This is a genomic window from Streptomyces sp. NPDC043896, from assembly GCF_056435605.1.
In genome coordinates this window covers 150445-177279 of sequence record NZ_JBWKEE010000015.1, presented here as the reverse complement: position 1 = coordinate 177279, position 26835 = coordinate 150445, and the positions used below count along the sequence as shown (strand labels likewise).

Sequence of the window (26835 nt, the reverse complement as noted above, 5' to 3'; positions counted from 1 at the left end):
TTGAGGAACAGAACCCAGATGACGACCGATGTGAACAAGCTCCGCGACTACCTCAAGCGCGCCACCGTCGATCTGCGTCACGCGCGCCGACGACTGCGCGAAGCCGAGGGCAAGAACCGCGAGCCGATCGCGATCGTGGGCATGAGCTGCCGCTTCCCCGGCGGCGTCGAGTCACCCGAAGACCTGTGGGAGCTGATCGCCTCGGGCCGTGACGCGATATCCGGCTTCCCCGACGACCGCGGCTGGGACCTCGACGCGCTCTACGACCCGGACCCCGAGAACCCCGGCACCACCTACACCCGGGAAGGCGGCTTCCTGCACGGGGCCGCAGACTTCGACCCCGCGTTCTTCGGGATCGGCCCGCGCGAGGCCCTCGCCATGGACCCCCAGCAGCGGCTCATCCTCGAAGCCTCCTGGGAGGCGGTCGAACGCGCCGAACTCGACCCGCAGTCCCTGCGCGGCAGCCGCACCGGCGTGTTCGCCGGAGTCATGTACCACGACTACGTCTCCCGCCTCCCCGCCATGCCCGACGGCATCGAGGGATACGTGAGCACCGGCAACACCGGCAGCGTGGTCTCCGGCCGCATCGCCTACACCCTCGGCCTGGAGGGCCCGGCCGTCACCATCGACACGGCCTGCTCCTCCTCCCTCGTGGCCCTGCACCTCGCCGTCCAGGCCCTGCGACAGGGCGAATGCGACCTCGCCCTCGCCGGCGGCGTCACCGTGATGGCGGGACCGACCACCTTCGTCGAGTTCAGCCGCCAGCGCGGGCTCTCGCCCGACGGCCGCTGCCGCGCCTTCTCCGCCGACGCCGACGGGACCGGCTGGTCCGAGGGCGTGGGCATGCTCCTCGTCGAGCGGCTCTCCGACGCGGTCCGGCTCGGACACCCCGTCCTGGCCGTGGTCCGGGGATCCGCCGTCAACCAGGACGGCGCCAGCAACGGGCTCACCGCCCCCAACGGGCCCGCCCAGCAGCGCGTCATCCGGCAGGCCCTGGCCAACGGCCTGCTCTCCCCGTCCGACGTGGACGCCGTCGAAGCCCACGGCACCGGCACCACCCTCGGCGACCCGATCGAGGCACAGGCACTGCTCGCGGCCTACGGCCAGGAGCGGCCCGCCGACCGGCCGCTGTGGCTGGGCTCGGTCAAGTCCAACCTCGGACACACGCAGGCCGCGGCCGGCGTCGCGGGCGTCATCAAGATGGTGCAGGCGCTGCGCCACGGCATCCTGCCGAAGACCCTGCACGCGCAGCGGCCGACCCCGCACGTCGACTGGTCCTCGGGGGCCGTCTCCCTGGTCACGGAGAACACCGCATGGCCCGAGACCGGGGCCGGCCGGCCCCGCAGGGCGGCCGTCTCCGCGTTCGGCGTCAGCGGCACCAACGCGCACGTCGTCATCGAACAGCACCTCGCCGCGACGGAGCCGGAATCCGCGTCGGAACCCGAAGCCGCCCCCGATCCGCAATCCGCACCCGATCCGGCAGCCGCGACGGGACACCCCGACACCACCCCCGGCACGGAACCCGCACCCGACACTGCTCCCGGCACGGGCACCGCGCCCGACACCACCCCGGGGCACACCGCGCCCGACACCACCCCCGGCACGGAATCCGCGCCCGACACTGCTCCCGGCACGGGCACCGCGCCCGACACCGCCCCCGGCGCGGAAACCACCCCCGGCGCGGCCGGACGTGCCCTCCCGCTCACCCCCTGGCCGCTCTCCGCCAAGTCCCCGGCCGCCCTCGCCGCCCAGGCCGCCCGGCTCCGAGCCCACCTGGCCGCGCTGCCCGCCGCGCCCGACGGCGCCACCCCGACCGCCGCCGACGTCGCCCACTCCCTCGCCACCACCCGTACCGCCTTCCCCCACCGCGCCGTACTCCTCGCGGCCGACCGGGCCGGCCTGGACCGGGCACTGGACCACCTCGCCGACGCGGACCCCGGCACACCCGCCCCCGCGGGCACCCACGTCGTACGCGGCACCGCAGCCGACACCCGCCAGGCCGCCTTCGTCTTCCCCGGCCAGGGCTCCCAGTGGGCCGGCATGGCCGTCGAACTCCTCGACACCGCACCGGTCTTCGCGGAGCGCCTGCGCCAGTGCGAGGAAGCCCTCGCCCCCCACGTCGACTGGTCGCTGACGGACGTCCTGCGCGGCGCGCCCGGCGCCCCCGGCTTCGACCGGGTGGACGTCGTACAGCCCGTCCTGTTCGCGGTGATGGTCTCGCTGGCCGAACTGTGGCGCTCCCACGGCGTGCACCCCGCCGCCGTCGCGGGCCACAGCCAGGGCGAGATCGCCGCCGCGGCCGTCGTCGGCGCGCTCAGCCTGGAGGACGCCGCGAAGGTCGTGGCCCTGCGCAGCCGGGCGCTGACCGTACTGTCCGGCCGGGGCGGCATGCTCTCCGTCGCCCTGCCCCTGGACCGGCTCACCCCCCGGATGGCCCCGTGGGGCGAGCGGCTGTCCGTCGCCGCCGTCAACAGCCCGTCCTCCACCGTCGTCTCCGGAGACGCCGACGCCCTCGCCGAGCTCCGCGACGCCCTGCACGCCGACGGCTTCCGGGCCCGGCTGATCGCCGTGGACTACGCCTCCCACTCCGCGCACGTCGAGGCCGTCCGCGACCGCGTCCTCGACGCCCTCGCCGACATCACCCCCCGCGCCGGCGAGGTGCCGTTCTACTCCACCGTCACCGGCGGCGTCGTGGACACCGGCCGGCTCGACGCCGAGTACTGGTACCGCAGCCTGCGCCAGACCGTCCGCTTCGAAGAGGCCACCCGCGCCCTCGTCCGGGACGGCCACGGCGCCCTCATCGAGGTCAGCGCGCACCCGGTGCTGACCGTCGGCATCCAGGAGACCCTCGACGAGCTGGGCGGCGGCGCCGTCACCTTCGGCACGCTGCGCCGCGACGAGGGCGGCACCGGCCGCTTCCTGCGCTCCGCCGCCGAAGCCCACGCGCACGGCGTCGCCCTCGACTGGCCCGCCGTCCTCGCCGCCCCTGACGCCCGGCGGATCCCGCTGCCCACGTACGCCTTCCAGCACGAGCGGTACTGGCTCGACGCCCCGCACGCCCCGGCGGACGCGGCGGGCCTGGGCCTCGCCCCGTCGGACCACCCCCTGCTGGGCGCCGTCACCACCCTCGCCGACACGGACGGGCTGCTGCTGACCGGCCGGCTGTCCACGCGCACGCACCCCTGGCTCGCGGAACACGAGGTGCTGGGCGCGGTCGTCCTCCCCGGCACCGCCTTCGTGGAGCTCGCCGTACGGGCCGGTGACCACCTCGGCTGCGACAACCTGGCCGAACTCACCCTCCAGGCACCGCTGGTCCTGCCCGGGCAGGGAGGCGTCCTCGTCCAGGTCGCCGTCGGGCCGGCCGACGGAGCCGGAGACCGGCGCTTCGCCGTCCACTCCCGCCCCGACACCGGCAACGCCGCCGACACCGCCGCCGAAGACGGCTGGACCTGCCACGGCACCGGCGTACTGAACTCCGCCCCCGCCACGGCGAGCCCCGCCGCCGAAGCCCCGCCGGCCGACTGGCCGCCCGCCGGTGCGGCCCCCATCGGCCTCGACGGCTTCTACGCCGGCCTCGCCGCCCGCTCCTTCGCCTACGGCCCGCTCTTCCAGGGCCTGCGCGCCGCCTGGCGGCTCGGCGACGACGTCTTCGCCGAGGTGGTCCTCCCCGAGGACGCCCGCGCCGACGCCGACCGGTACGGGCTCCACCCGGCCCTGCTGGACGCCGCGCTGCACGCCGTCGGCTTCGGCCCGCTCGGGGACATGGGCACCGGCCGGATGGCCTTCTCCTGGGAGGACGTACGCCTCCACGCGGGCGGAGCCACCCGGCTGCGGGTCCGGCTGACCCCGGCCGGACCCGACGCGGTCACCGTCACCGCCGCCGACGACAGCGGCCGGACCGTGGCCACCGTCGGCACGCTCGCCTTCCGGGAGGCGAGCGAGGAACACCTGCGGGCCGCGCTCACCCGCCACCACGAATCCCTCTACCGGGTGGAGTGGCCAGTTCGGCCCATCGCCGACACCGTCCCCGGCCCCGCCGAAGCCTGGACCCTCATCGGTACCGGCGTGCCAACCGGCACCGGGGACACGGCGGCCCTCCACGAGACCGCCGCCGCCCTGGAGGCCTGCGGCCCGCGACCCGCCACCCACCCCGACCTCACCGCCCTGGCCGGGGCCGTCACGGCCGGCGCACCCGTCCCCGCCACCGTCGCCGTCGTCCTCCCCGTGACCGGCGCCGCGCCCGACGCCGGCGCCGCCCCGGACGCCGTCCGCGAGACCGCGCGGGGCGCCCTCGCCCTCCTGCGGGACTGGCTCGCCGACGACCGCTTCGCCGCCTCCCGGCTGGTCCTCCTCACCCGCGACGCCGTGGCCGTACCGGCCGAGGACACCGACGGCGCACCGCACACCCGCCCGGACCACGCCCCCGTCTGGGGCCTGATCCGCTCCGCCCAGTCCGAGCACCCCGACCGCCTCGTCCTCGCCGACACCGACGGCACCCCGGACTCCCTGCGCCGCCTGCCCGCCGCCGTCGCCACCGGCGAACCCCAACTGGCCCTGCGCGACGGCAGGATGTCCGTACCCCGGCTGGCCCGCGTCCCGGTCGCGGCGGAACCCGCCGACACCCCCGCCCTCGACCCCGCGGGCACCGTACTGATCACCGGAGGCACCGGCGCCCTCGGCCGGCTCGTCGCCGCCCACCTCATCACCGCCCACGGCGTCCGCAACCTCCTCCTCACCAGCCGCCGCGGCCCCGACACCGAAGGGGCCACCGCACTCCGCGAGGAACTCACCGCCCTCGGCGCCACCGTCACCGTCGCCGCCTGCGACGCCGCCGACCGCGACGCCCTCGCGGCCCTCCTCGCCGCCGTCCCCGCCGACCGGCCGCTCACCGCCGTCGTCCACGCCGCCGCCGTCGTGACCGGCGGCCCCGTCGACTCCCTCACCGCCGACGACCTCGACCTCGTGCTGCGCCCCAAGGTCGACGCCGCACTCAACCTCCACGAACTGACCCGGGACCTGGACCTCTCCGCCTTCGTCCTCTTCTCCTCCCTCGCCGGCACCTTCGGCGGCGCCGGTCAGGGCGCCTACGCCGCGGGCAACGCCTTCCTCGACGCCCTCGCCCACCACCGCCGGGCCCACGGCCTGCCCGCCTCCGCCCTCGCCTGGGGCGTCTGGGACGAACGCGGCGACCAGACCCGCCTCGCGGACGAAGCCCTGCGGCGGATGACCCGCGCCGGACTCGTCCCCCTCACCGCCGACGAGGGCCTGCGCCTCCTCGACACCGCCCGCACCCTCGACGACGCGGCCCTGGCCCCCGTACGCCTCGACCTCGCCGCGCTGCGCACCCGGACGGCAGGCCCCGTACCCGCCCTGCTCCGCGGACTCGTACGGCCCCCCGCGCGCCGCGCCGCCCACAGCACCGCACCCGGCCCCGGCGGCCTCTCCGCCGAACTGTCCCGGCTGGCCGCCCTGCCGCCCGCCGAGCGCGAGGACACCGTACTCACCCTCGTGCGCAACCAGGTGGCCTCCGTACTCGGCCACACCACCCCCGAGGCCGTCGACCCCGGCCGGGCCTTCCGCGAACTCGGCTTCGACTCACTCGCCGCGATGGAACTCCGCAACCGGCTCACCGCCGCCACCGGCGTACGCCTGCCCGCCACCGCCGTCTTCGACCACCCCACCCCCGCCGCCCTCGCCGGCCACCTCCTGGACGAAATCCCCGGCGGCCACCCCGGCACGGCCCTCGTCACCACCGTGCCCACCGCGCCCCGCCGGCCCACCGCCACGGGCGGCGAGGAACCCGTCGCCATCGTCGCCATGAGCTGCCGGCTGCCCGGCGAGGTCCGCAGCCCCGAAGACCTCTGGGGGCTCCTCGCCGACGGCACCGACGCCATCACCGGCCTGCCCGCCAACCGCGGCTGGGACCTCGACGCGCTCTACCACCCGGACCCCGACCACCCGGGCACCAGCTACGTCAGGGAGGGCGGATTCCTGCACGACGCGGGCGATTTCGACCCCGAGTTCTTCGGCATCTCGCCCCGCGAGGCCCTGTCCATGGACCCCCAGCAGCGGCTGCTCCTGGAAACCTCCTGGGAGGCCTTCGAGCGCGCCGGGATCGACCCGGCGGCCCTGCGCGGCTCCCGTACCGGGGTCTTCGCCGGCACCAACGGCCAGGACTACGCCGTCGGACTCTCACCGGAGCAGGCCGAAGGCATGGAAGGGCACCTCCTCACCGCCAACTCCGCCTCGGTGGTGTCGGGACGGGTCGCCTACACCTTCGGCCTCGAAGGCCCGGCGGTGACCGTCGACACGGCCTGCTCCTCCTCCCTCGTCGCCCTCCACCTGGCCGCGCAGTCCCTGCGCCGGGGCGAATGCGACCTGGCCCTCGCGGGCGGGGTCACCGTCATGTCCACCCCGGGTGCCCTCATCGGCTTCAGCCGCCAGCGCGGACTGGCACCGGACGCCCGCTGCCGCGCCTTCGCCGCGTCGGCGGAGGGCACCGGCCTCGCCGAGGGCGTCGGCATGCTGCTCGTGGAGCGGCTCTCGGACGCGCGCCGCAACGGGCACCGGGTGCTGGCGGTCGTACGGGGTTCCGCGGTCAACCAGGACGGTGCCTCCAACGGGCTGACCGCGCCCAGCGGGCCGGCGCAGCAGCGGGTGATCCGCCAGGCCCTCGCCGACGCCGGACTGTCCGCCGCGGAAGTCGACGCCGTCGAGGCCCACGGCACCGGAACCACCCTGGGCGACCCCATCGAAGCCCAGGCCCTGCTGAAGGCCTACGGCACCGGCCGGGAGGCGGACCGGCCGCTGTGGCTGGGCACGGTCAAGTCCAACATCGGGCACACGCAGGCCGCGGCCGGTGTGGCGGGTGTCATCAAGATGGTGATGGCGATGCGCCACGGGGTGCTGCCGAAGACCCTGCACGTGGACGAGCCGTCGCCCCACGTGGACTGGTCGGCGGGAGACGTACGCCTGCTGACCGAGGCCCGGCAGTGGACGCAGGACGGTGGCCGACCGCGCCGGGCGGGCGTCTCCTCCTTCGGCGTCAGCGGCACCAACGCCCACGTCGTCATCGAACAGGCCCCGGAGGAGGACCACACCGGCCGGGTGGACAACGACCCGGACGAGGCCCCCGCGGCGCCGCCCCTCCCCGTCCCCTGGCTGATCTCCGCGAGGGACGAGAACGCCCTGCGGGCCCAGGCGGAACGGCTCCTGGCCCACATCCGCTCCGCCGGCCGGCCCGACGCGACGGACATCGCCCTCTCCCTGGCGACCACCCGCACCGCCTTCCCGCACCGCGCGGTCATCACCGGCAACGGCCGGGAGGACCTGCTGCGCGGCCTGACCACCCTCGCGCGCGGAGAGACCCCGGGACAGGAGACCGTGCGCGGCACGGCAACCACGGGAGGCGCCGGACGGACCGCGTTCCTGTTCTCGGGGCAGGGCAGCCAGCGCCTGGGGATGGGGCGTGAACTGCATGCCGCGTTCCCGGTGTTCGCGGAGGCCTTCGACGCGGTGTGTGAGGCGCTGGACGTGCACCTCGAACTGCCGCTGAAGCAGGTGGTGTTCGGCACTGACGACGGGTTGCTGAACGAGACGCGGTTCACCCAGCCGGCGTTGTTCGCCGTCGAGGTGGCGTTGTTCCGGCTGGTGGAGTCGTGGGGGGTGCGCCCGGACTTCCTGGCCGGGCATTCGGTGGGGGAGTTCGCGGCGGCTCATGTGGCCGGTGTGCTGTCGTTGGAAGACGCGGCGATGCTGGTCGCTGCTCGTGGTCGGTTGATGCAGGAGTTGCCGGCCGGTGGTGTGATGGTGGCCGTCCAGGCCTCGGAGGATGAGGTACGGCCCCTCCTCGTCGGACTGGAGGACCGGCTGGGTATCGCCGCCGTCAACGGGCCTGCGTCGGTGGTGGTTTCGGGCGTCGAGGACGCGGTCGCCGAACTGGCCGGGAAGCTCGCGGCAGAGGGCCGCAAGACCAAGGCGCTGCCGGTGTCCCACGCCTTCCACTCGCCGTTGATGGACCCGATGCTCGACGCCTTCCGGCAGGTTGCGGAGTCGGTGTCCTTCCAGGCGCCGAAGGTTGCGATCGTGTCGACCCTCACGGGCCGGATCGTGACGGCGGAGGAGTTCTGCTCGCCCGGGTACTGGGTGCGGCACGTCCGGGAACCGGTCCGGTTCGCCGACGCCGTTACCACCCTCGCCGCCGAAGGGGCCCGCACCTTCCTGGAGATCGGCCCCGGCGGCGTCCTGACCGCCCTCGCCCAGGAGGCCCTGGACGAGCAGGCCGTCACCGTGCCCGTCCTGCGCGCCGACCGCCCCGAGGGCCTGGCCGTCACCACCGCTCTCGCCCACCTCCACGTCCACGGCACCCCCGTCGACTGGGAGGCCGTGTTCGCCGGTCGCGGCGCCCGCCGCACCGACCTGCCCACCTACCCCTTCCGGCACCAGCCCTACTGGCTGGTCCCCGCCGGACCCCGGGGAGCCGGCACCGAGCCGGCGGACCCGGCCGAGGCCGCGTTCTGGGACACCGTCGAGAACCAGGACCTGGACGCCCTCGCCGAACGGCTGGAACTCGCCGGGGACTCCCCGCTCAGCTCCGTCCTGCCCGCGCTCTCCCAATGGCGCCGACGGCAGCGCAGCCGGTCCGTCGTCGACTCCTGGCGCTACCGGATCACCTGGCAGCCGCTGACCCGCAGCCGGAACACCGCCGAGCCGACCGGCACCTGGCTGCTCGTCGTCCCCGACGGTGTCGCGGACGACCCCGCCGTCGCCGCCGTCACCGACTCCCTGGCCCGCCACGGCGCCGAGGTCGCCCTGCTGTCCGTACGCGCGGACGCGACCCGTACGGAACTCGCCGCACGCCTGCGCCGCGACCCCGGCGCGACGGCGCCGGCCGGGGTGCTGTCCCTCCTCGCGCTCACCGACGCGCCCCACCCGGACCACCCCGACCTGCCCGCCGGGCCGGCCCTGACCATCCTGCTGGTCCAGGCCCTGGGCGACGCCGGGACCACGGCGCCCCTCTGGTGCGCCACCCGGGGAGCGGTCGCCGTGGGGCGGTCGGACACCCTGACCAGCCCGCAGCAGGCCATGGTGTGGGGACTCGGACGTTCCACGGCCCTCGACCACCCGGACCGCTGGGGCGGACTCGTCGACCTGCCCGCCGCCCTGGACGAGCGGGCCGCCGACCGCCTCGTCTCGGTCCTCGCCGACGCCGACGGGACCGGGGCGGAGGACCAGATCGCGATCCGGCCGTCCGGCCTCTTCGCCCGCCGCCTGGTCCGCGCCCATGCCGCCGACGCCGCCACGCCGACGTCCGCCGCCCGGACGTGGCGGCCGAGCGGCACCGTCCTGATCACCGGCGGCACCGGAGCCCTCGGCGCCCGGGTCGCCCGGCACCTCGCGCGGAACGGAGCCGACCACCTCGTGCTCACCAGCCGACGGGGACCGCAGGCCCCCGGCGCACGCGAACTCGCCACCGAGATCGAGGAACTGGGAGCCCGGGTCACCCTCACCGCCTGCGACCTCACCGACCGCGAGCAGGTCGCCGGACTGCTGCGGGCCCTGCCGGAGGACCGCCACCCGCTCACGGCCGTGATCCACGCCGCCGGCCTGCCCCAGTTCACCCCCACCGACACCCTCACCCCGGCCGACCTCGCCGCCGTCGTCGCCGCCAAGGCGGCCGGCGCCCGACACCTCGACGAACTGCTCGCCGACCGGCACCTGGACGCCTTCGTCCTGTTCTCCTCCGTCGCCGCCGTCTGGGGGAGCGGCAGCCAGGCCGCCTACTGCGCGGCCAACGCCCACCTCGACGCCCTCGCCGAACACCGCCGCGCCCGAGGCCTCGCCGCGACCTCCGTCGCCTGGGGCCCCTGGGCCGACGGCGGCATGGCGGGTGACGACGCGGCCGAGGCCCACCTGCGCCGGCGCGGCCTGCCGGCCATGGCCCCGGACACGGCCGTCGCCGCACTCCAACGGGCACTGGACCTCGACGACACCACGGTCGTCGTCGCCGACGTCGACTGGGACCGGTTCGCGCCCGCCTTCACCCTCGCCCGGCCCAGCGCCCTCCTCGCCGGCCTGCCCGAGGCCCGTACGGCCCTCACGGCCGCCGGCGGAGACGCGGACACCGAGGGCACGGACGAGGGCACGGCGCCCTCCCGCACCGCCGTGTTCGCCGCCCTCCCGGCTGCCGAACGCCACCGCGCGCTCCTGGACCTCGTGCGGGCCGAAGTGGCCCGGGCCCTGGGCCACTCGGGCCCGGCCGCGGTGGCCTCCGACCGGTCGTTCAAGGACCTCGGCTTCGACTCCCTGACCGGCGTCGAACTGCGCAACCGCCTGAACGGGGCCACCGGGCTGCGCATGCCCGCCACCCTGGTGTTCGACCACCCCAACGCCGAGGCCCTCGCCGCCTTCATCTCCTCCGAGGTGTCGGGCCGCACGACCGGGGCCCTTCCGACGGGCGGCACCGCACCTGCCGGACCCACCGGGGCGGGCGCCGCCCCCGACGAGCCCATCGCGATCGTCGCCATGGGCTGCCGTTTCCCCGGCGGCGCCGACACCCCGGAGCGGTTCTGGCAGTTGCTGGCCGACGGGGTCGACGCCGTCACCCCGTTCCCCGCCGACCGGGGCTGGGACCTGGACTCCCTCTACGACCCGGACCCCGAGCACCCCGGCACCACGTACGTCGCCGAGGGCGGATTCCTCCACGACGCGGGCCGCTTCGACGCCCGGTTCTTCGGGATCTCCCCGCGCGAGGCCCTGGCCATGGACCCGCAGCAGCGGCTGCTCCTGGAGACCGCCTGGGAGACCCTGGAACGGGCCCGGCTCGCCCCCTCCTCCCTGCGCGGCAGCCGCACCGGCGTCTTCATCGGCTCCGGCTACCAGGGCTACGGCGCCATGCCGGGCGCCCTGCCCGACGGAGTCGAGGGACACCTCCTCACCGGCACCTCCAGCAGCGTCATGTCCGGCCGCATCGCCTACGCGCTGGGCCTCGAAGGGCCCGCGCTGACCGTGGACACGGCCTGCTCCTCCTCCCTGGTCGCCCTGCACCTGGCCACCCAGGCGCTGCGCCAGGGCGAGTGCGAACTGGCACTGGTCGGAGGGGCGGCCGTGATGGCCGGCCCCAACGCCTTCGTCGAGTTCAGCCGGCAGCGGGGGCTGGCCGCCGACGGCCGCTGCAAGCCGTTCGCGGCGGCGGCCGACGGTACGGGCTGGGGTGAGGGGGTGGGCATGCTGCTGGTGGAGCGGCTCTCGGACGCCCGCCGCCACGGCCACCCCGTCCTCGCCGTCGTCCGTGGCTCGGCCGTCAACCAGGACGGGGCCTCCAACGGGCTGACCGCCCCGAACGGTCCCGCCCAGCAGCGGGTGATCCGGCAGGCCCTCGCCAACGCCGGGCTGACGGCGGCCGATGTGGACGCCGTCGAGGCACACGGCACCGGCACGGCCCTCGGCGACCCGATCGAGGCGCAGGCGCTGCTGGCGACGTACGGACAAGGGCGGGACGCGGAACGGCCACTGTGGCTGGGCTCGCTCAAATCCAACATCGGCCACACCCAGGCCGCCTCCGGCGTGGCGAGCGTGATCAAGACCGTGCTGTCGCTCCGGCACGGCCTGCTCCCCAGGACCCTCCACGTCGACGAGCCCTCCCCGCACGTGGACTGGTCGGCCGGCGCGGTACGCCTGCTCACGGAGCCCGTCCGCTGGACGGAGGGCGATCGCCCCCGCCGGGCGGCCGTCTCCTCCTTCGGGGTGAGCGGCACCAACGCCCACACCGTCATCGAAGAGGCCCCGACGGCCCCCGAGGACACCGAGCGGGCCGAGGGACCCGGGACCCGGCCGGCCCGCGCCACGGGGCGCGGCTGCCTGCCCTGGACGCTGTCCGGCGGGGACGAAGCCGCCCTGCGCGAGCAGGCGCGCAACCTCCTCGCCCACACGCGCTCCCACCCGGGCCTCATCCCGGCGGACCTGGCCCTCTCCCTGGCCGAGTCCCGCACGGCCCTGTCCCACCGCGCGGTGGTCCTGGGCGGGACCACCGAGGAACTGGCCGCGGGCCTGGCCGCCCTGATCCAGGGCGAGCCGTCGGCCGGCCTCGTACGGGGCCGCGCGGCGGCAGCGGCAGCCCGCACGGCGTTCCTGTTCTCGGGGCAGGGGAGTCAGCGGCTGGGGATGGGGCGGGAGCTGTATGCGGCGTTCCCGGTGTTCGCGGACGCGTTCGACGAGGTGTGTGCGCGTGTGGACGGGCATCTGGAGCGGCCGTTGCGGGAGGTGGTGTTCGGCGAGGACGGCGATCTGCTGAACGAGACGCGGTTCGCCCAACCGGCGTTGTTCGCGGTGGAAGTGGCGTTGTTCCGGCTGGTGGAGTCCTGGGGCGTGCGCCCGGACTTCCTGGCCGGGCATTCCATCGGTGAGTTCGCTGCCGCCCATGCCGCCGGGGTGTTCTCGCTGGAGGACGCGGCGGCCGTGGTGGCCGCGCGGGGTCGTTTGATGCAGGCACTTCCCGCTGGGGGAGTGATGGTGGCGGTGGAGGCGTCGGAGGCCGAGGTCCGCGACCTGCTGGACGGCTGCGAAGACGCCGTGGGCATCGCGGCGGTCAACGGGCCTGCTTCGGTGGTGCTTTCAGGCGCTGAGGAGGCCGTGTCACGGGTGGTGGCGAGGTTGTCCGCCGCAGGCCGTAGGACGACGGCGCTGGCGGTTTCGCACGCGTTCCATTCGCCGTTGACGGACCCGATGCTCGCGGACTTTCGCGAGGTCGTGGAAGGCGTGTCCTTCGGGACACCCACGCTGCCGGTGGTCTCGGCGCTGACGGGGGCTGTGGTGTCGGCGGAGGCGTTCTGCTCTGCCGATTACTGGGTCGCTCACGTCCGGGAGACGGTGCGTTTCGCGGACGCGGTGCAGGCGCTGGCGGCCGAGGGGGTCGCTACGTTCGTGGAGATCGGTCCGGGAGGCGTGCTGGCCGGTATGACGGCGGCCGTGGTGGACGGCGACCGGACAGCACTCCCGGTCCTGAGGGCGGACCGGCCGGAGGAGACGGCGCTGCTCACCGCCCTGGCGCAGCTCCACGTCCAGGGCATCCCGGTGGACTGGACGGCAGTCCTGGCCGGTCAGGGCGCCCGCAGGGTCGACCTGCCGACCTACGCCTTCCAGCGCGAGCGCTACTGGCTGACGGCCGGACCCGCACCGGCCGCGGGCGTTCCCGCACCGGCCGACGCGGCGGAAGCGGAGTTCTGGGACACCGTCGAGAACGGCGGCCCGGAGGCCCTCGCCGCACGGCTCGGGGTGGCGGCCGGGGCACCGCTGGACTCGGTGTTCGGCGCGCTCGCGGCCTGGCGCCGGGAGACCCGGACCCGGAGCACCCTCGACGGCTGGCGCTACCAGGCGGTGTGGAGGCCCCGTACCGACCTGCCGGCCGCCTCCCCCTCGGGTACCTGGCTGGTCGTGGCCCCGGACACGGCGACCGCCGAGCCCTACGTCCGGATGCTCCGCGACCGGGCCGCCGACCCGCTCCTCGTCACCGTCACCCACCCCGGGGCCGACCGCGAGGCGCTGGCCGCGCTGCTGCGGGAGGCCGGAGCCGCGGACGGCGTCCCGCCGGCCGGGGTCCTGTCCCTGCTGGCACTGGACGAGCGGAGCCACCCGGCGCACGCCGGCCTGCCGGCCGGTCTCACGGCCACCGTCGCCCTCGTCCAGGCGCTCGGGGACCTGGATGCCGAGGCACCGCTGTGGTGCCTCACCAGCGGGGCCGTGGCCGTCAGCGGCTCCCGGCCGGTCACCCGCCCGCTCCAGGCCCTGGTCTGGGGCATGGGACGCGCGGTCGCGCTGGAGACCCCGGCCCGCTGGGGCGGCCTGGTCGACCTGCCCGACTCCGGCTCCGGTCACGCCACCGGCTCGGGCACCCCCGACGAGCGGACCCTCGCCCGGCTCGCCGAGGTCCTCGGCGGGGCCGACGGCGAGGACCAGCTCGCGGTGAGCGCCACCGGGATCCAGGTCCGCAGGCTGACCCGGATGCCCCGCACCACGGGAGCCGCCGGTACCGGCGGCGACGGCTGGAAGCCCCGGGGCACCGTACTGATCACCGGCGGTACGGGCTCGCTCGGCGGTCACACCGCCCGCTGGCTCGCCGAGGCCGGTGCCGAACACCTGGTCCTCGTCGGCAGGCGGGGGGAAGCCGCAGCCGGCGCGGTCGAACTCGCCGCCGAACTGCGGGAGTCGGGGGTCCGGGTGACGGTGGCCGCGTGCGACGTCGCCGACCGGGCGGCCGTGGCGGCCCTGCTGGACACCCTGTCCGAGGACCCCGCCCCGCTGACCGCCGTCGTCCACGCCGCAGGGCTGCCGCAGTTCACCACCGTCGCGGAGACCACCCCCGAGGAGCTGGCCGCCGTGGTCGCGGCCAAGGTGGCCGGCGCGGTCCACCTGGACGAACTGCTCGCCGACCGGCAGCTGGACGCGTTCGTCCTCTTCTCGTCCGTCTCCGGGGTGTGGGGCAGCGGCAGCCAGGCCGCCTACTCCGCGGGCAACGCCTTCCTCGACGCCCTCGCCCAGCACCGCCGGGCCAGGGGCCTCGCCGCGACGGCCGTCGCCTGGGGCCCCTGGGCCGAGGGCGGGATGGCCGCCGACGGAGGGGCGGAGGAGTACCTGAGGCGCAGCGGACTGCCCTCGCTTCCCCCGGCGCTGGCGGTCTCCGCCCTGCGCCTGGCCACGGACCGGGACGAGACCGCCGTGGTGGTGGCGGACGTCGACTGGTCCAGGTTCGCGCCCTCCTTCACCATCGGCCGGCCCAGCGCCCTCCTCGCCGACCTGCCCGAGGCACGGGCGGCGCTCGCCGCCACGGCCGCGGCCGACGACACCGTCGGCACCCCGGCGGCCGTGGACCTCGTACGGGACCTGTCCGGCCTCCCCCCGGAGGAACGGCACGACCTGCTGCTGGACCTGGTGCGGAAGGAGGCCGCGGCGGTCCTGGGCTACCCCGCGACGGATGCCATCGAGCCCGACCGGGCCTTCCGGGACCTCGGCTTCGACTCGCTCACCGCGGTCGAACTCCGCAACCGGCTGGGCACGGCGACGGGGCTCAGGCTCCCCACGACGCTGGTCTTCGACCACCCCACCCCCAGCGCCCTCACCAATGGGCTACTGAGCACCCTGCTGCCGCACGGGACGGCCGAGCGGGCCCCGGAGGGCCCGGACGAGACCCGGGTACGCCGGGCCCTCGCCGCCATCCCGCTGGCCCGCCTGCGCGAAGCCGGGCTCATGGACGCCCTGCTCGGACTGGCCGGTCCGACGGATACGCCACCCGACCGCGACCGCGACACCGACACCGACACCGACTCCGCGATCGCGGACATGGACCTCGACCACCTCATCCAACTGGCGCTCGGCGACAGCGAAGCCTGATCAACGGCCTGAGTACGGAGCACATCATGACCACATCGAACGACAAGATCGTTCAGGCACTGCGCGCCTCCCTCCAGGAGACCGAGCGGCTGCGCCGCCAGAACCGGCAGATCACGGCCGAAGCCCGCGAACCCATCGCCATCGTCGCGATGAGCTGCCGCTTCCCCGGCGGCATCGGTTCCCCCGAGGAGCTGTGGCGCCTCCTCGCGGAAGGCGGCGACGCGATATCCGGCTTCCCGGCCGACCGGGGCTGGGACCTGGACGCGCTCTACGACCCCGACCCGGACCACGCCGGCACGTGCTACGTCCGCCACGGCGGGTTCCTCGACGGCGTCGGGGACTTCGACGCCGGGTTCTTCGGGATCTCGCCGCGCGAGGCCCTGATGATGGACCCGCAGCAGCGGCTGCTCCTGGAGACCGCCTGGGAGGCCTTCGAGCGCGCCGGGATCGACCCGGCGGCCCTGCGCGGCTCCCGTACCGGGGTCTTCGCCGGCACCAACGGCCAGGACTACGCCCGCCTCTCCACCTCCCCGGAGGACTTCGACGGGTACCTCGGGACGGGCAACGCCGCCGCCGTGATCTCCGGACGGCTCGCCTACACCTTCGGCCTCGAAGGCCCCGCCGTGACGGTCGACACGGCCTGCTCCTCCTCCCTCGTCGCCCTGCACCTCGCCGCCCAGGCGCTCCGCAAGGGCGAGTGCACCCTCGCCCTGGTCAGCGGGGTGACGGTGATGTCCACGCCCGGCGCCTTCATGGAGTTCAGCCGCCAGCGCGGGCTGGCCGCCGACGGCCGCTGCAAGCCCTTCGCGGCCGCCGCCGACGGCACCGGCTGGAGCGAGGGCGTCGGCATGCTGCTCGTGGAGCGGCTCTCGGACGCGCGCCGCAACGGGCACCGGGTGCTGGCGGTCGTGCGGGGTTCCGCGGTCAACCAGGACGGTGCCTCCAACGGGCTGACCGCGCCCAGCGGGCCGGCGCAGCAGCGGGTGATCCGCCAGGCCCTCGCCGACGCCGGACTGTCCGCCGCGGAAGTCGACGCCGTCGAGGCCCACGGCACCGGAACCTCGCTCGGGGACCCGATCGAGGCCCACGCCCTCCTCGCGACCTACGGCCAGGACCGCCCCACCGAACGGCCCCTGCTGCTGGGCGCACTGAAGTCGAACATCGGGCACACGCAGGCCGCGGCCGGTGTGGCGGGTGTCATCAAGATGGTGATGGCGATGCGCCACGGGGTGCTGCCGAAGACCCTGCACCTCGACGCGCCCTCCCCGCACGTGGACTGGTCGGCGGGCGCCGTCCGGCTGCTGACCGAGGCCGTCACGTGGCCGGAGAGGGAGGGCCCGCGCCGGGCGGGCGTCTCCTCCTTCGGCGTCAGCGGCACCAACGCCCACGTCGTCCTGGAACAGCCGGCTCCCGAACCGGCTCCCGAACCGGCTCCCGAACCGGCTCCCGAACCGGCCGCCGCTCCCGAGACCGGTGCGGCCCCTGCCGCCGGATCCGCCCCGGGCCCGCTCCTGTGGCCCCTCTCGGCCCGCACCCCCGACGCCCTTCCCGAACAGGCCCGCCGGCTCCTGGCGTACGTACGGGAACACCCGGACGCCGAACCCGCCGACATCGGCCGGGCCCTCGCCACGACCCGAGCCCAACTGCCCCACCGGGCAGCCGTCGTGGGGCGCGACCGTGACGAACTGACGGCCGCTCTCACGGCCTTCACCCGCCGGGAACCCACGGGCCTGGCCTTCGAGGGCACAGCGGCCCGCAAGGCCAGGACGGCGTTCCTCTTCTCCGGCCAAGGCAGCCAGCGCCTGGGGATGGGGCGTGAGTTGCATGCCGCGTTCCCGGTGTTCGCGGAGGCCTTCGACGCGGTGTGCGCGGCGTTGGATCCGCATCTGGAACTCCCCTTACACGAGGTGGTGTTCGGCACTGACGACGGGTTGCTGAACGAGACGCGGTTCACCCAGCCGGCGTTGTTCGCGGTGGAAGTGGCGTTGTTCCGGCTGGTGGAGTCGTGGGGCGTGCGCCCGGACTTCCTGGCCGGGCATTCGGTGGGGGAGTTCGCGGCGGCCCACGTCGCGGGGGTGTTCTCCCTCGATGACGCGGCGAGGCTGGTGGCCGCTCGTGGCCGGCTGATGCAGGAGCTGCCGGCCGGTGGTGTGATGGTGGCCGTCCTGGCCTCCGAGGAGGAGGTACGGCCCCTCCTCGCCGGACTGGAGGACCGGGTGGGTATCGCCGCCGTCAACGGGCCTGCGTCGGTGGTGGTTTCGGGCGACGGGGACGCGGTCGCCGAACTGGCCGGGAAGCTCGCGGCAGAGGGCCGCAAGACCAAGGCCCTGCCGGTCTCCCACGCCTTCCACTCGCCGCTCATGGACCCGATGCTCGACGCCTTCCGCGAGCTCGTCGAAGCCGTCCCCTGCGCCGCACCGGCCCTCCCCATCGTCTCCACCGTCACGGGCCGCCGCCTGAGCGCCGCCGAACTCGCCGACCCCGGCTACTGGGTGGGCCAGGTCCGAGCGACGGTCCGGTTCGCCGACGCGGTACGCGCCCTGGCGGACGCCGGAACCTCGGTGTTCGTCGAGGTCGGGCCCGGAGGCGTCCTGTCCGGCCTGACCGAGACCCTGCTCGACGGGGACTCCGCTCGCGCCGTCCCCCTGCTGCGCCCGGACCGCACCGAGGAACTGGCGGCGGTCTCCGCGCTGGGCCGGCTCCACGTCCACGGCACCCCGCTCGACCTGACCGCAGTCTCCGGCGACCGAGCCGGGCGAGCCGGCCGCCCGGCCCTCCACGACCTGCCCACCTACGCCTTCCAGCGGCGCCGCTACTGGCTGGAGTCCACGGCCTTCTCCGGCGGGGCCACCGCCGATCCCGCCCGGCCCGCAGACCAGGCGGAAGCCGGATTCTGGGATTCCGTGGAACGGGCCGACCTCGCCGCCTTCGCGCAGCGCCTCGGCCTCGCGGACGACGCGCCCCTCAGCTCGGTCCTGCCCGCCCTCTCCCTCTGGCGGCGCACCCACCAGGAGCGGTCCACCCTCGACGGACGCCGCTACCGCATCGCCTGGCAACCCGCGTCCGCCACCGCCCCCGGCCGCCCCGGCGGAAACTGGCTGGCCCTCGTCCCGGCCGCCCGCCAGGCCGACGACCCGTGGACGGCCGCCGTCCTGCGCGCCCTGAAGGAGCACGGCGCGACCGTACGGTCCGTACCGGCCGGACCCGGCACGGGCCGGGAGGAACTCGCCGACCTGCTGCGCACCGCCTCCGCCGAGCACCCCGTCGACGGGATCCTGTCGCTGCTGGCCCTCGAAGAGCAGCCGGACGCGGCACACCCGGTCCTGGCGGAAGGGCTCGCCGCGACCCTCGCGGTGATCCAGGCCCTCGGCGACGCGGGCATCGACGCGCCCCTGTGGTGCGCCACCCGGGGCGCCGTCTCCACCGGCACCGCCGACCCCCTGCGCAGCCCCGGGCAGGCAGCGGTCTGGGCCCTCGGCCGGACCGCCGCGCTGGAACACCCCGGACGCTGGGGCGGTCTGGTCGACCTGCCCGAGGTGCTCGACGACCGCGCCGCCCGCCGGTTCGCGGCCGTCCTCGCGGGCGCCCACGCCGACGAGGACCAGCTGGCCGTACGCGGTACGGGCGTCTTCGTACGCCGTCTGCTGCGCGCGCCCCAGCACCCGGCCGGGGCCGGCGCCCCGGCCCCGGAGGCCCCCACGGAGTCGTGGCAGCCGCGCGGCACCGTCCTGATCACCGGCGGCACCGGAGCCCTCGGCGCCCACGTGGCCCGCTGGCTGGCCGACGCCGGAGCCGAGCACCTCGTCCTCACCAGCCGCCGGGGAGCGGCGGCGGCCGGCGCCGAAGCGCTCCGCGCCGAACTGGAGGAACGCGGTGCCCGGGTCACCATCGAGGCCTGCGACATCGCCGACCGCGAGGCCGTGGCCCGGTTGCTGGCCGGCCTTCCGCGGGAACACCCCCTCACCGCCGTCGTCCACGCGGCCGGAGTCGGCACCCCGGCCATGCTCGCCGACACGACCGCCGAGGAGTTCGCCGCAGTCCTCGCCGCCAAGACCGCCGGCGCCCGGCATCTGGACGCCCTGCTGGCCGGCCGGGACCTGGACGCCTTCGTCCTCTTCTCCTCGGTCTCCGGCGTGTGGGGTGCGGCCGGGCAGGCGGCGTACGCCGTGGCCAACGCCTCCCTCGACGCCCTCGCCGAACACCGCCGGGCCCGAGGACTCGCCGCCACCGCCGTCGCCTGGGGCCCCTGGGCCGGCGGGGGCATGGTCGAGGACGGCGACGCCGAGGAACGGCTCCGCAAGCGCGGACTGCCCGCCCTCAGCCCGCCGTCGGCCATCGCCGCCCTGCGCGCCGCCCTGACCGGCGACGACACGGCGGTCACGGTCGCGGACGTCGCCTGGGAGCGGTTCGCGCCCTCCTTCACGCTGCTGCGGCCCAGCCCGCTGCTCGGCGGGATCCCCGAGGCGGTCGCGGCCGTCGAGGCCGTCACCGGGGCAGCCGCGGGAACGGCCTCCGACGGCCCGGGCGACGGTGAACTCCCCGAGTTCGCCCGCCGCACCATCGCCCTCACCGGGGCCGAGCAGGCCCGTGCCGTCCTCGCCCTGGTACGGGCCGAGGCCGCCGCGGTGCTCGGCCACCAGGACGCGGAAGCGGTCCCCGCCGACCGGGCGTTCCGCGAACTGGGCTTCGACTCCCTGACCGCCGTCGAACTGCGGGGCAGGCTGGGCAGCGCCACCGGGGTCCGCCTCCCGGCCACCCTCGTCTTCGACCACCCCTCCCCGTCCGCCCTGGCCGCCCACCTGCTGACCGAACTCACCGGGGCCGTCACGGGCCGGTCCGCCGCCCCCGCCCCGACGGCCGTCACCCGCACCGCCGACGAGGACGACCCCATCGCGATCGTCGCCATGAGCTGCCGCTACCCCGGCGAGGTACGCGGCCCCGACGACCTCTGGCGCCTCGTCGCCGAGGGCCGGGACGCGGTCGGAGCCTTCCCCGCCGACCGGGGCTGGGACCTGGACACCCTCTACGACCCGGACCCGGACCGGCCCGGCACCACGTACGCCCGGGACGGAGGCTTCCTCTACGACGTCGCCGACTTCGACCCCTCCTTCTTCGGGATCTCGCCCCGCGAGGCCCTGGCCATGGACCCGCAGCAGCGGCTGCTCCTGGAAACCGCCTGGGAGGCCTTCGAACGCGGCGGCCTCGACCCCACCTCCCTGCGCGGCACCGGCACGGGCGTGTTCATCGGTTCCGGCTACCAGGACTACGCCTCCCGCCTGACGGGAATCCCGCAGGACCTGGAGGGCTACATCGGCACCGGCAGTTCCGCGAGCGTCGTCTCCGGGCGCATCGCCTACTCCTTCGGCCTGGAGGGGCCGGCCCTCACCGTGGACACCGCCTGCTCCTCCTCCCTCGTCGCCCTCCACCTCGCCGCGCAGGCCCTGCGGCGCGGGGAGTGCGACCTCGCCCTGGCGGGCGGGGTGACCGTCATGTCCAGCCCCAACGCCTTCGTCGAGTTCAGCCGGCAGCGGGGGCTGGCCGCCGACGGCCGCTGCAAGCCGTTCGCGGCGGCGGCCGACGGTACGGGCTGGGGTGAGGGGGTGGGCATGCTGCTGGTGGAGCGGCTCTCGGACGCCCGCCGCAACGGCCACCCCGTACTGGCCCTCGTACGCGGCTCCGCGATCAACCAGGACGGCGCCTCCAACGGGCTGACCGCCCCGAACGGTCCCGCCCAGCAGCGGGTGATCCGGCAGGCCCTCGCCAACGCCGGGCTGACGGCGGCGGACGTGGACGCGGTGGAGGCGCACGGTACGGGTACCCGGCTGGGGGATCCGATCGAGGCGCAGGCGCTGCTGGCGACGTACGGTCAGGGGCGGGATGCGGAGAAGCCGTTGTGGCTGGGTTCGCTGAAGTCGAACATCGGTCACACCCAGGCGGCGGCCGGGGTGGGCGGGATCATCAAGATGGTCGAGGCCATGCGCCACGGCCTGCTGCCCCGGACCCTCCACGTGGACGAACCGACCCCGCACGTCGACTGGACGGCGGGAGCCGTCGAGCTGCTGACCGAGGCCGTCGAGTGGCCGGCCCGCAGGGAACACACCCGAAGGGCCGGCATCTCCTCCTTCGGCGTGAGCGGCACCAACGCCCACGTCATCATCGAGCAGCCGCCCGCCGAACCCCCGGCCCCCGCCGAGGCCCGTCCCGAACCGAAGCCGGTGCCCTGGCTGCTCTCCGGAGCCGGCCCCGAAGCCGTCCGCGAGCAGGCCGGACGCCTCCTGGACCACCTCACGCGCCACCCCGCCCTGGAACCGGCGGACGTGGCCCTGTCCCTGGCGACCTCACGCGCGGCACTGGAACACCGTGCCGCCGTCGTCGGCACCCGGCTGGAGGACTTCCTGCCCGCGCTGCGCGCCCTGGCCTCGGACGCCCCGGCCCCGGAGAGGGACACGGCCCTGCGCGGCACGGCGGTGTCCCAGCCCAGGACCGCGTTCCTGTTCTCGGGGCAGGGGAGTCAGCGGCTGGGAATGGGGCGGGAGCTGTATGCGGCGTTCCCGGTGTTCGCGGACGCGTTCGACGAGGTGTGTGCGCGTGTGGACGGGTTCCTGGAGCGGCCGTTGCGGGAGGTGGTGTTCGGGGATGACGGCGGGTTGCTGAATGAGACGCGGTTCACGCAGCCGGCGTTGTTCGCGGTGGAGGTGGCGTTGTTCCGGCTGGTGGAGTCCTGGGGTGTGGTCCCGGACTTCGTGGCGGGACATTCGATCGGTGAGTTCGCGGCGGCTCATGTGGCGGGGGTGTTCTCGCTGGAGGACGCGGCGGCTCTGGTGGCGGCGCGGGGTCGATTGATGCAGGGGCTTCCCGGTGGGGGAGTGATGGTGGCGGTGGAGGCCCCGGAGTCCGAGGTCCGTGTCCTGCTGGACGGCTCCGAGGACGTGGTGGGGATCGCGGCGGTCAACGGGCCTTGTTCCGTGGTGGTTTCGGGTGCTGCGCAGGCGGTGGCGCCGGTGGTGGCGGAACTGGCGTCGCGGGGCCGTAGGACGAAGGCGCTGGCGGTTTCACACGCGTTCCACTCGCCGTTGATGGATCCGGTGCTGGCGGACTTCCGCACGGTGGTGGAAGGGGTGTCCTTCGGGACGCCGTTGCTGCCGGTGGTTTCGGCGCTGACGGGGGCTGTGGTGTCGGCGCGGGAGTGGTGTTCGGTCGATTACTGGGTCGCTCATGTCCGGGAGGCGGTGCGCTTCGGGGACGTGGTGGAGGTGTTGGCGGGTGAGGGTGTCGCCACGTTCGTGGAGATCGGTCCCGGTGGTGTGCTGACGGGTCTGGCGGCGGCGGTCGTGGACGGTGACAGGACCGTGCTGCCGGTGTTGCGGGGGGAGCGGCCGGAGGAGACGGCGGTGCTCACCGCCCTGGCGCAGCTCCACGTCCAGGGCGTGCACGTCGACTGGGCGGCGGTCCTGGCCGGTCTGGGCGGCCGCCGCGTGGAGTTGCCCACGTACGCCTTCCAGCGCCAACGCTACTGGCTCGAAACCCGTCCCGCCGCAGGTGACTTGGCGAGTGCCGGGCTGGGTCCCGCCGGCCACCCGCTGCTCGGCGCCGCCGTGTCGCTCGCCGACGGCGAGGGCCTCGTCCTGACGGGCAGGCTCTCCCTCGCGGCCCAGCCCTGGCTGGCCGAGCACCAGGTCATGGGCGCCGCCCTGCTCCCCGGAACGGCCCTGGTCGACCTCGCGATCCGGGCCGCCGACGAGACCGGCTGCGACGGGGTCGAGGAGCTCACCCTCCACGCCCCGCTGGCCCTGCCCGCGCAGGGCGCCGTACAGCTCCAGGTCACGGTGGCCGGACCGGACGGGAACGGGCGCCGCAGCCTCGGCGTGCACTCCCGTCCGGACGGGACCGGGACGGGATCCGAAGAGCCCTGGTCGACCCACGCCACCGGGGTGCTCGCCCCGACGGCCGGCGCCACGACCGCGCAGGACCTCGCGCAGTGGCCGCCCGCCGACGCCGAACCCCTCCCCCTGGACGGCTCCTACGAGCGCCTGACCGAGCTCGGCTTCGGCTACGGACCCCTCTTCCAGGGGCTCCGGGCCCTGTGGCGGCGCGGCACCGAGGTGTTCGCGGAGGTCTCCCTCCCGCAGGACACCGGAGCCGACGGCTTCGGCGTGCACCCGGCGCTGCTGGACTCCGCCCTGCACGCCGTCGGCCTGGGCGGGCTGCTGCCCGACACCGGCCAGGGACGCATCCCGTTCGCGTGGAGCGGCGTACGGCTGGAGGCGACCGGAGCGACCGTCCTGCGGGTCCGGCTGACCGCGCCCGCCCCGGACACGGTGTCCCTGTTCGCAGCCGACGGAGCCGGGCGGCCGGTCGTATCCGTGGACTCGCTCGTCCTGCGGGCCGTGACGGCCGACCGGCTGCCCGCCGCCCGGCGGGTCGGGCACCAGGACGCGCTGTACCGGCTGGACTGGCCCGTCCTGCCGTTGCCGCCGCTGGCGCCCGGCGGGCAGGACGACCTCGTCCGGGTCGAGGACCACGCGGGCCTGCTCGCGCTCCTGGCCGGCCTCGGCGGCACCGGCCGGCTCGCCGGGACCGTCCTGGTCCCGGCACCGCGCGCCCCCCTCGGCGCACCGGAAGCCGAGCAGGTCCACACCGTCACCCGGGAGGGCCTGGCCCTGCTGCGGACCTGGCTGGCCGACGACCGGACCGCGGACTCGCGGCTCGTGGTGCTGACCCGGGGGGCCGTGGCGCCCGAAGCGGGGGCCGTCCTCTCCGACCCGGCGCAGAGCGCCCTGTGGGGACTGGTCCGCTCCGCGCAGTCGGAGAACCCGGGCCGCCTGGTCCTCGCCGACCTCGACGACCCCGCCGGCCCGGACACGGGCGGCGACGCCGACACGGCACCGGCACCGGCACCGGCCCCGGCCCCTGCCCCGGCCCCGGAAGGGGGCTCCGTCCTCACCGCCGCGCTGGCCACCGGCGAACCGCAGTTCGCCCTGCGCGGCACCACCGCCCGCGTGCCCCGGCTCGCCCGCAGGACCCCCGCCGACGCCCTGAGCCCCGCCCCCGGCGCGGCCGGCTGGCGGCTGACCACCGGCACGGCGGGCGCCCCCGGGGCCGCCGGAACCCTCGACGCCCTCGCGCTCACCGACAACCCCGCCGCCACCGGCGCACTCGGCGAGGGCCAGGTACGCATCGCCGTACGCGCCGCCGGCGTCAACTTCCGCGACGCCCTGATCGGCCTCGGCATGTACCCCGGCGAGGCCACCCTCGGCAGCGAGGCCGCCGGCGTCGTCGTCGAGACCGGACCGGGAACCTCCGGCCTGGCGGTCGGCGACCGGGTGTTCGGCATGGTCCCCGAGTCCTTCGGCCCGCTCGCGGTCGCCGACCACCGGATGGTGGCGCGGATGCCGCGCGGCTGGACGTTCACCGAGGCCGCATCGGTGCCCGTCGTCTTCCTGACGGCCTACTACGCACTGGTCGACCTGGCCGGCCTGCGGGCCGGTCAGACCCTGCTGGTGCACTCGGCGGCGGGCGGCGTCGGCATGGCCGCCACCCAGCTCGCCCGCCACCTCGGCGCCGAGGTCTACGGCACCGCGGGACCGGGCAAATGGGCGGCCCTGGAGGCGAAGGGGGGCCTGGACGCCGGCCGTCTCGCCTCCTCCCGCGACCTCGGCTTCGAGGAGCGGTTCATGGCCGCGACGTCGGGCCGCGGCGTGGACGTCGTCCTCAACTCCCTCGCCGGGGAGTACGTGGACGCCTCGCTGCGGACCCTGGCCGACGGCGGCCGCTTCCTGGAGATGGGCAAGACCGACGTCCGCGACCCCCGGCAGGTCGCCGAGGAGCACCGGGGCGCCGCGTACACCGCCTTCGACACCATCGAGGCGGGCCCCGACCGGATCGGCGCCATGCTCCACGAACTCGTCGCGCTGTTCGACGCCGGACACCTGAGGCCCCTGCCGCTCACCTGCTGGGACGTCCGGCAGGCGCCCGCCGCCCTGCGCCACCTCAGCCAGGCCCGGCACATCGGCAAGCTCGTCCTCACCGTCCCCGCCGCGCCCGACCCGGAGGGCACCGTCCTCGTCACCGGCGCCACCGGTGCGCTGGGCGGGCTCGTCGCCCGCCACCTGGCCGCCGAGCACGGCGTGCGCCACCTGCTGGTGACCAGCCGGCGCGGCGCCGCCGCCGACGGGGCCGACGCCCTGCGCGCCGGCCTCCTCGCGGCCGGGGCCGAGACCGTCACCCTCGCGGCCTGCGACACGGCCGACCGGGAGGCGCTCGCCGCCCTGCTGGCGGAAATCCCCGGGGACCGGCCGCTGACCGCCGTGTTCCACGCCGCCGGCGTGCTCGACGACGGCCTGGTCACCTCGCTCACCCCGGACCGGCTGGAAACCGTACTGCGCCCCAAGGTGGACGCGGCGCTCCACCTGCACGAACTGACGCGGGACGCGGACCTGTCCGCCTTCGTGCTGTTCTCCTCGGTCGCCGCGACCCTCGGCAGCGCGGGCCAGGGCAACTACGCCGCCGCCAACGCCTTCCTCGACGCCCTCGCCCAGCGCCGCGCCGCGGCCGGGCTGCCCGCCACCTCCCTGGCCTGGGGGCCCTGGGCGGACGGCGGAATGGCCTCGGGCATGGACGCGTCCGGGCAGGACCGGATGGCCCGCTCCGGGCTGGTCCCCTTCCGCGCGGCGGAGGGCCTCGCCCTCTTCGACGCGGCCCGGACCGCGGAGCAGGCCGTCGCCGTACCCGTACGCTTCGGCACCGCGGCCCCGGCCGCTGCCGGGCCCGACGCGGAACGGGCCGTACCGGCGGTGCTGCGCGGCCTGCTGCGTCCCGCCGCCCGGCGCACCGCACGGGACTCCGCACCCGGAGCCGGCCCGGACGCCCTGCGCGAGCGGCTGGCCCGCCTCTCCGGGCCCGAACGGGACGGCGCCCTGCTGGACCTGGTCCGCACCCAGGTGGCGGCGGTCCTCGGCCTCGGCGGCCCCCGCGAGGTGGACCGCGACCGGGAGTTCAAGCTGCTGGGCTTCGACTCCCTCACCTCGGTGGAACTGCGCAACCGGCTGAACTCCGCCACCGGACTGCGCCTCCCGGCCACCCTCGTCTTCGACTGCCCGACGCCCGTCGCGCTCGCGGCCCGCATCGGCACCGACCTCGCCCCAGAGGAGGCCCCGGCCCCGTCGGCCGTGTCGGTCTTCGGGGAACTCGACCGGCTGGAGCAGGTCCTCGCCGCCGTCGGAGCCGACGACGAACTCGTCCGCTCCCGGATCAGGAGCCGCCTGCACGGGGTGCTCGCGGCCTTCACCGAAAGCCCCGCCCCCACCCCCGCGGAGACCTCCGACGAGCGGCTGCGGAGCGCCACCGTCGACGACATCTTCGCGCTCATCGACCAGGAGCTCGACGGCTCCTGAACACCCGGAAGAGCCCGGACCAGCAGGTGCACACGACCGCGGCCGCACCACCGCACCC

2 protein-coding genes are annotated in these 26835 nt (G+C 75.7%); both read left to right on the top strand.

Annotated elements, in window-relative coordinates; translation table 11 throughout:
* The first annotated feature begins 18 nt into the window (after positions 1–18).
* Positions 19–15384: a type I polyketide synthase gene (locus AC069X_RS22745; protein ID WP_478730763.1), complete on the top strand. Its 15366-nt coding sequence runs from the start codon at positions 19–21 to the stop codon at positions 15382–15384.
* On the top strand, positions 15381–26777 hold the full coding sequence (locus AC069X_RS22740) for a type I polyketide synthase (protein ID WP_478730787.1): 11397 nt from the start codon (positions 15381–15383) through the stop codon (positions 26775–26777). Before AC069X_RS22745 ends, AC069X_RS22740 begins: the two co-directional genes overlap by 4 nt.
* Positions 26778–26835: the final 58 nt, after the last annotated feature.

What these genes read in the sequence shown, in the direction of transcription:
- AC069X_RS22745 (WP_478730763.1), top strand. Translation starts at nt 19, where the DNA reads ATGACGACCGATGTGAACAAGCTCCGCGACTACCTCAAGCGCGCCACC.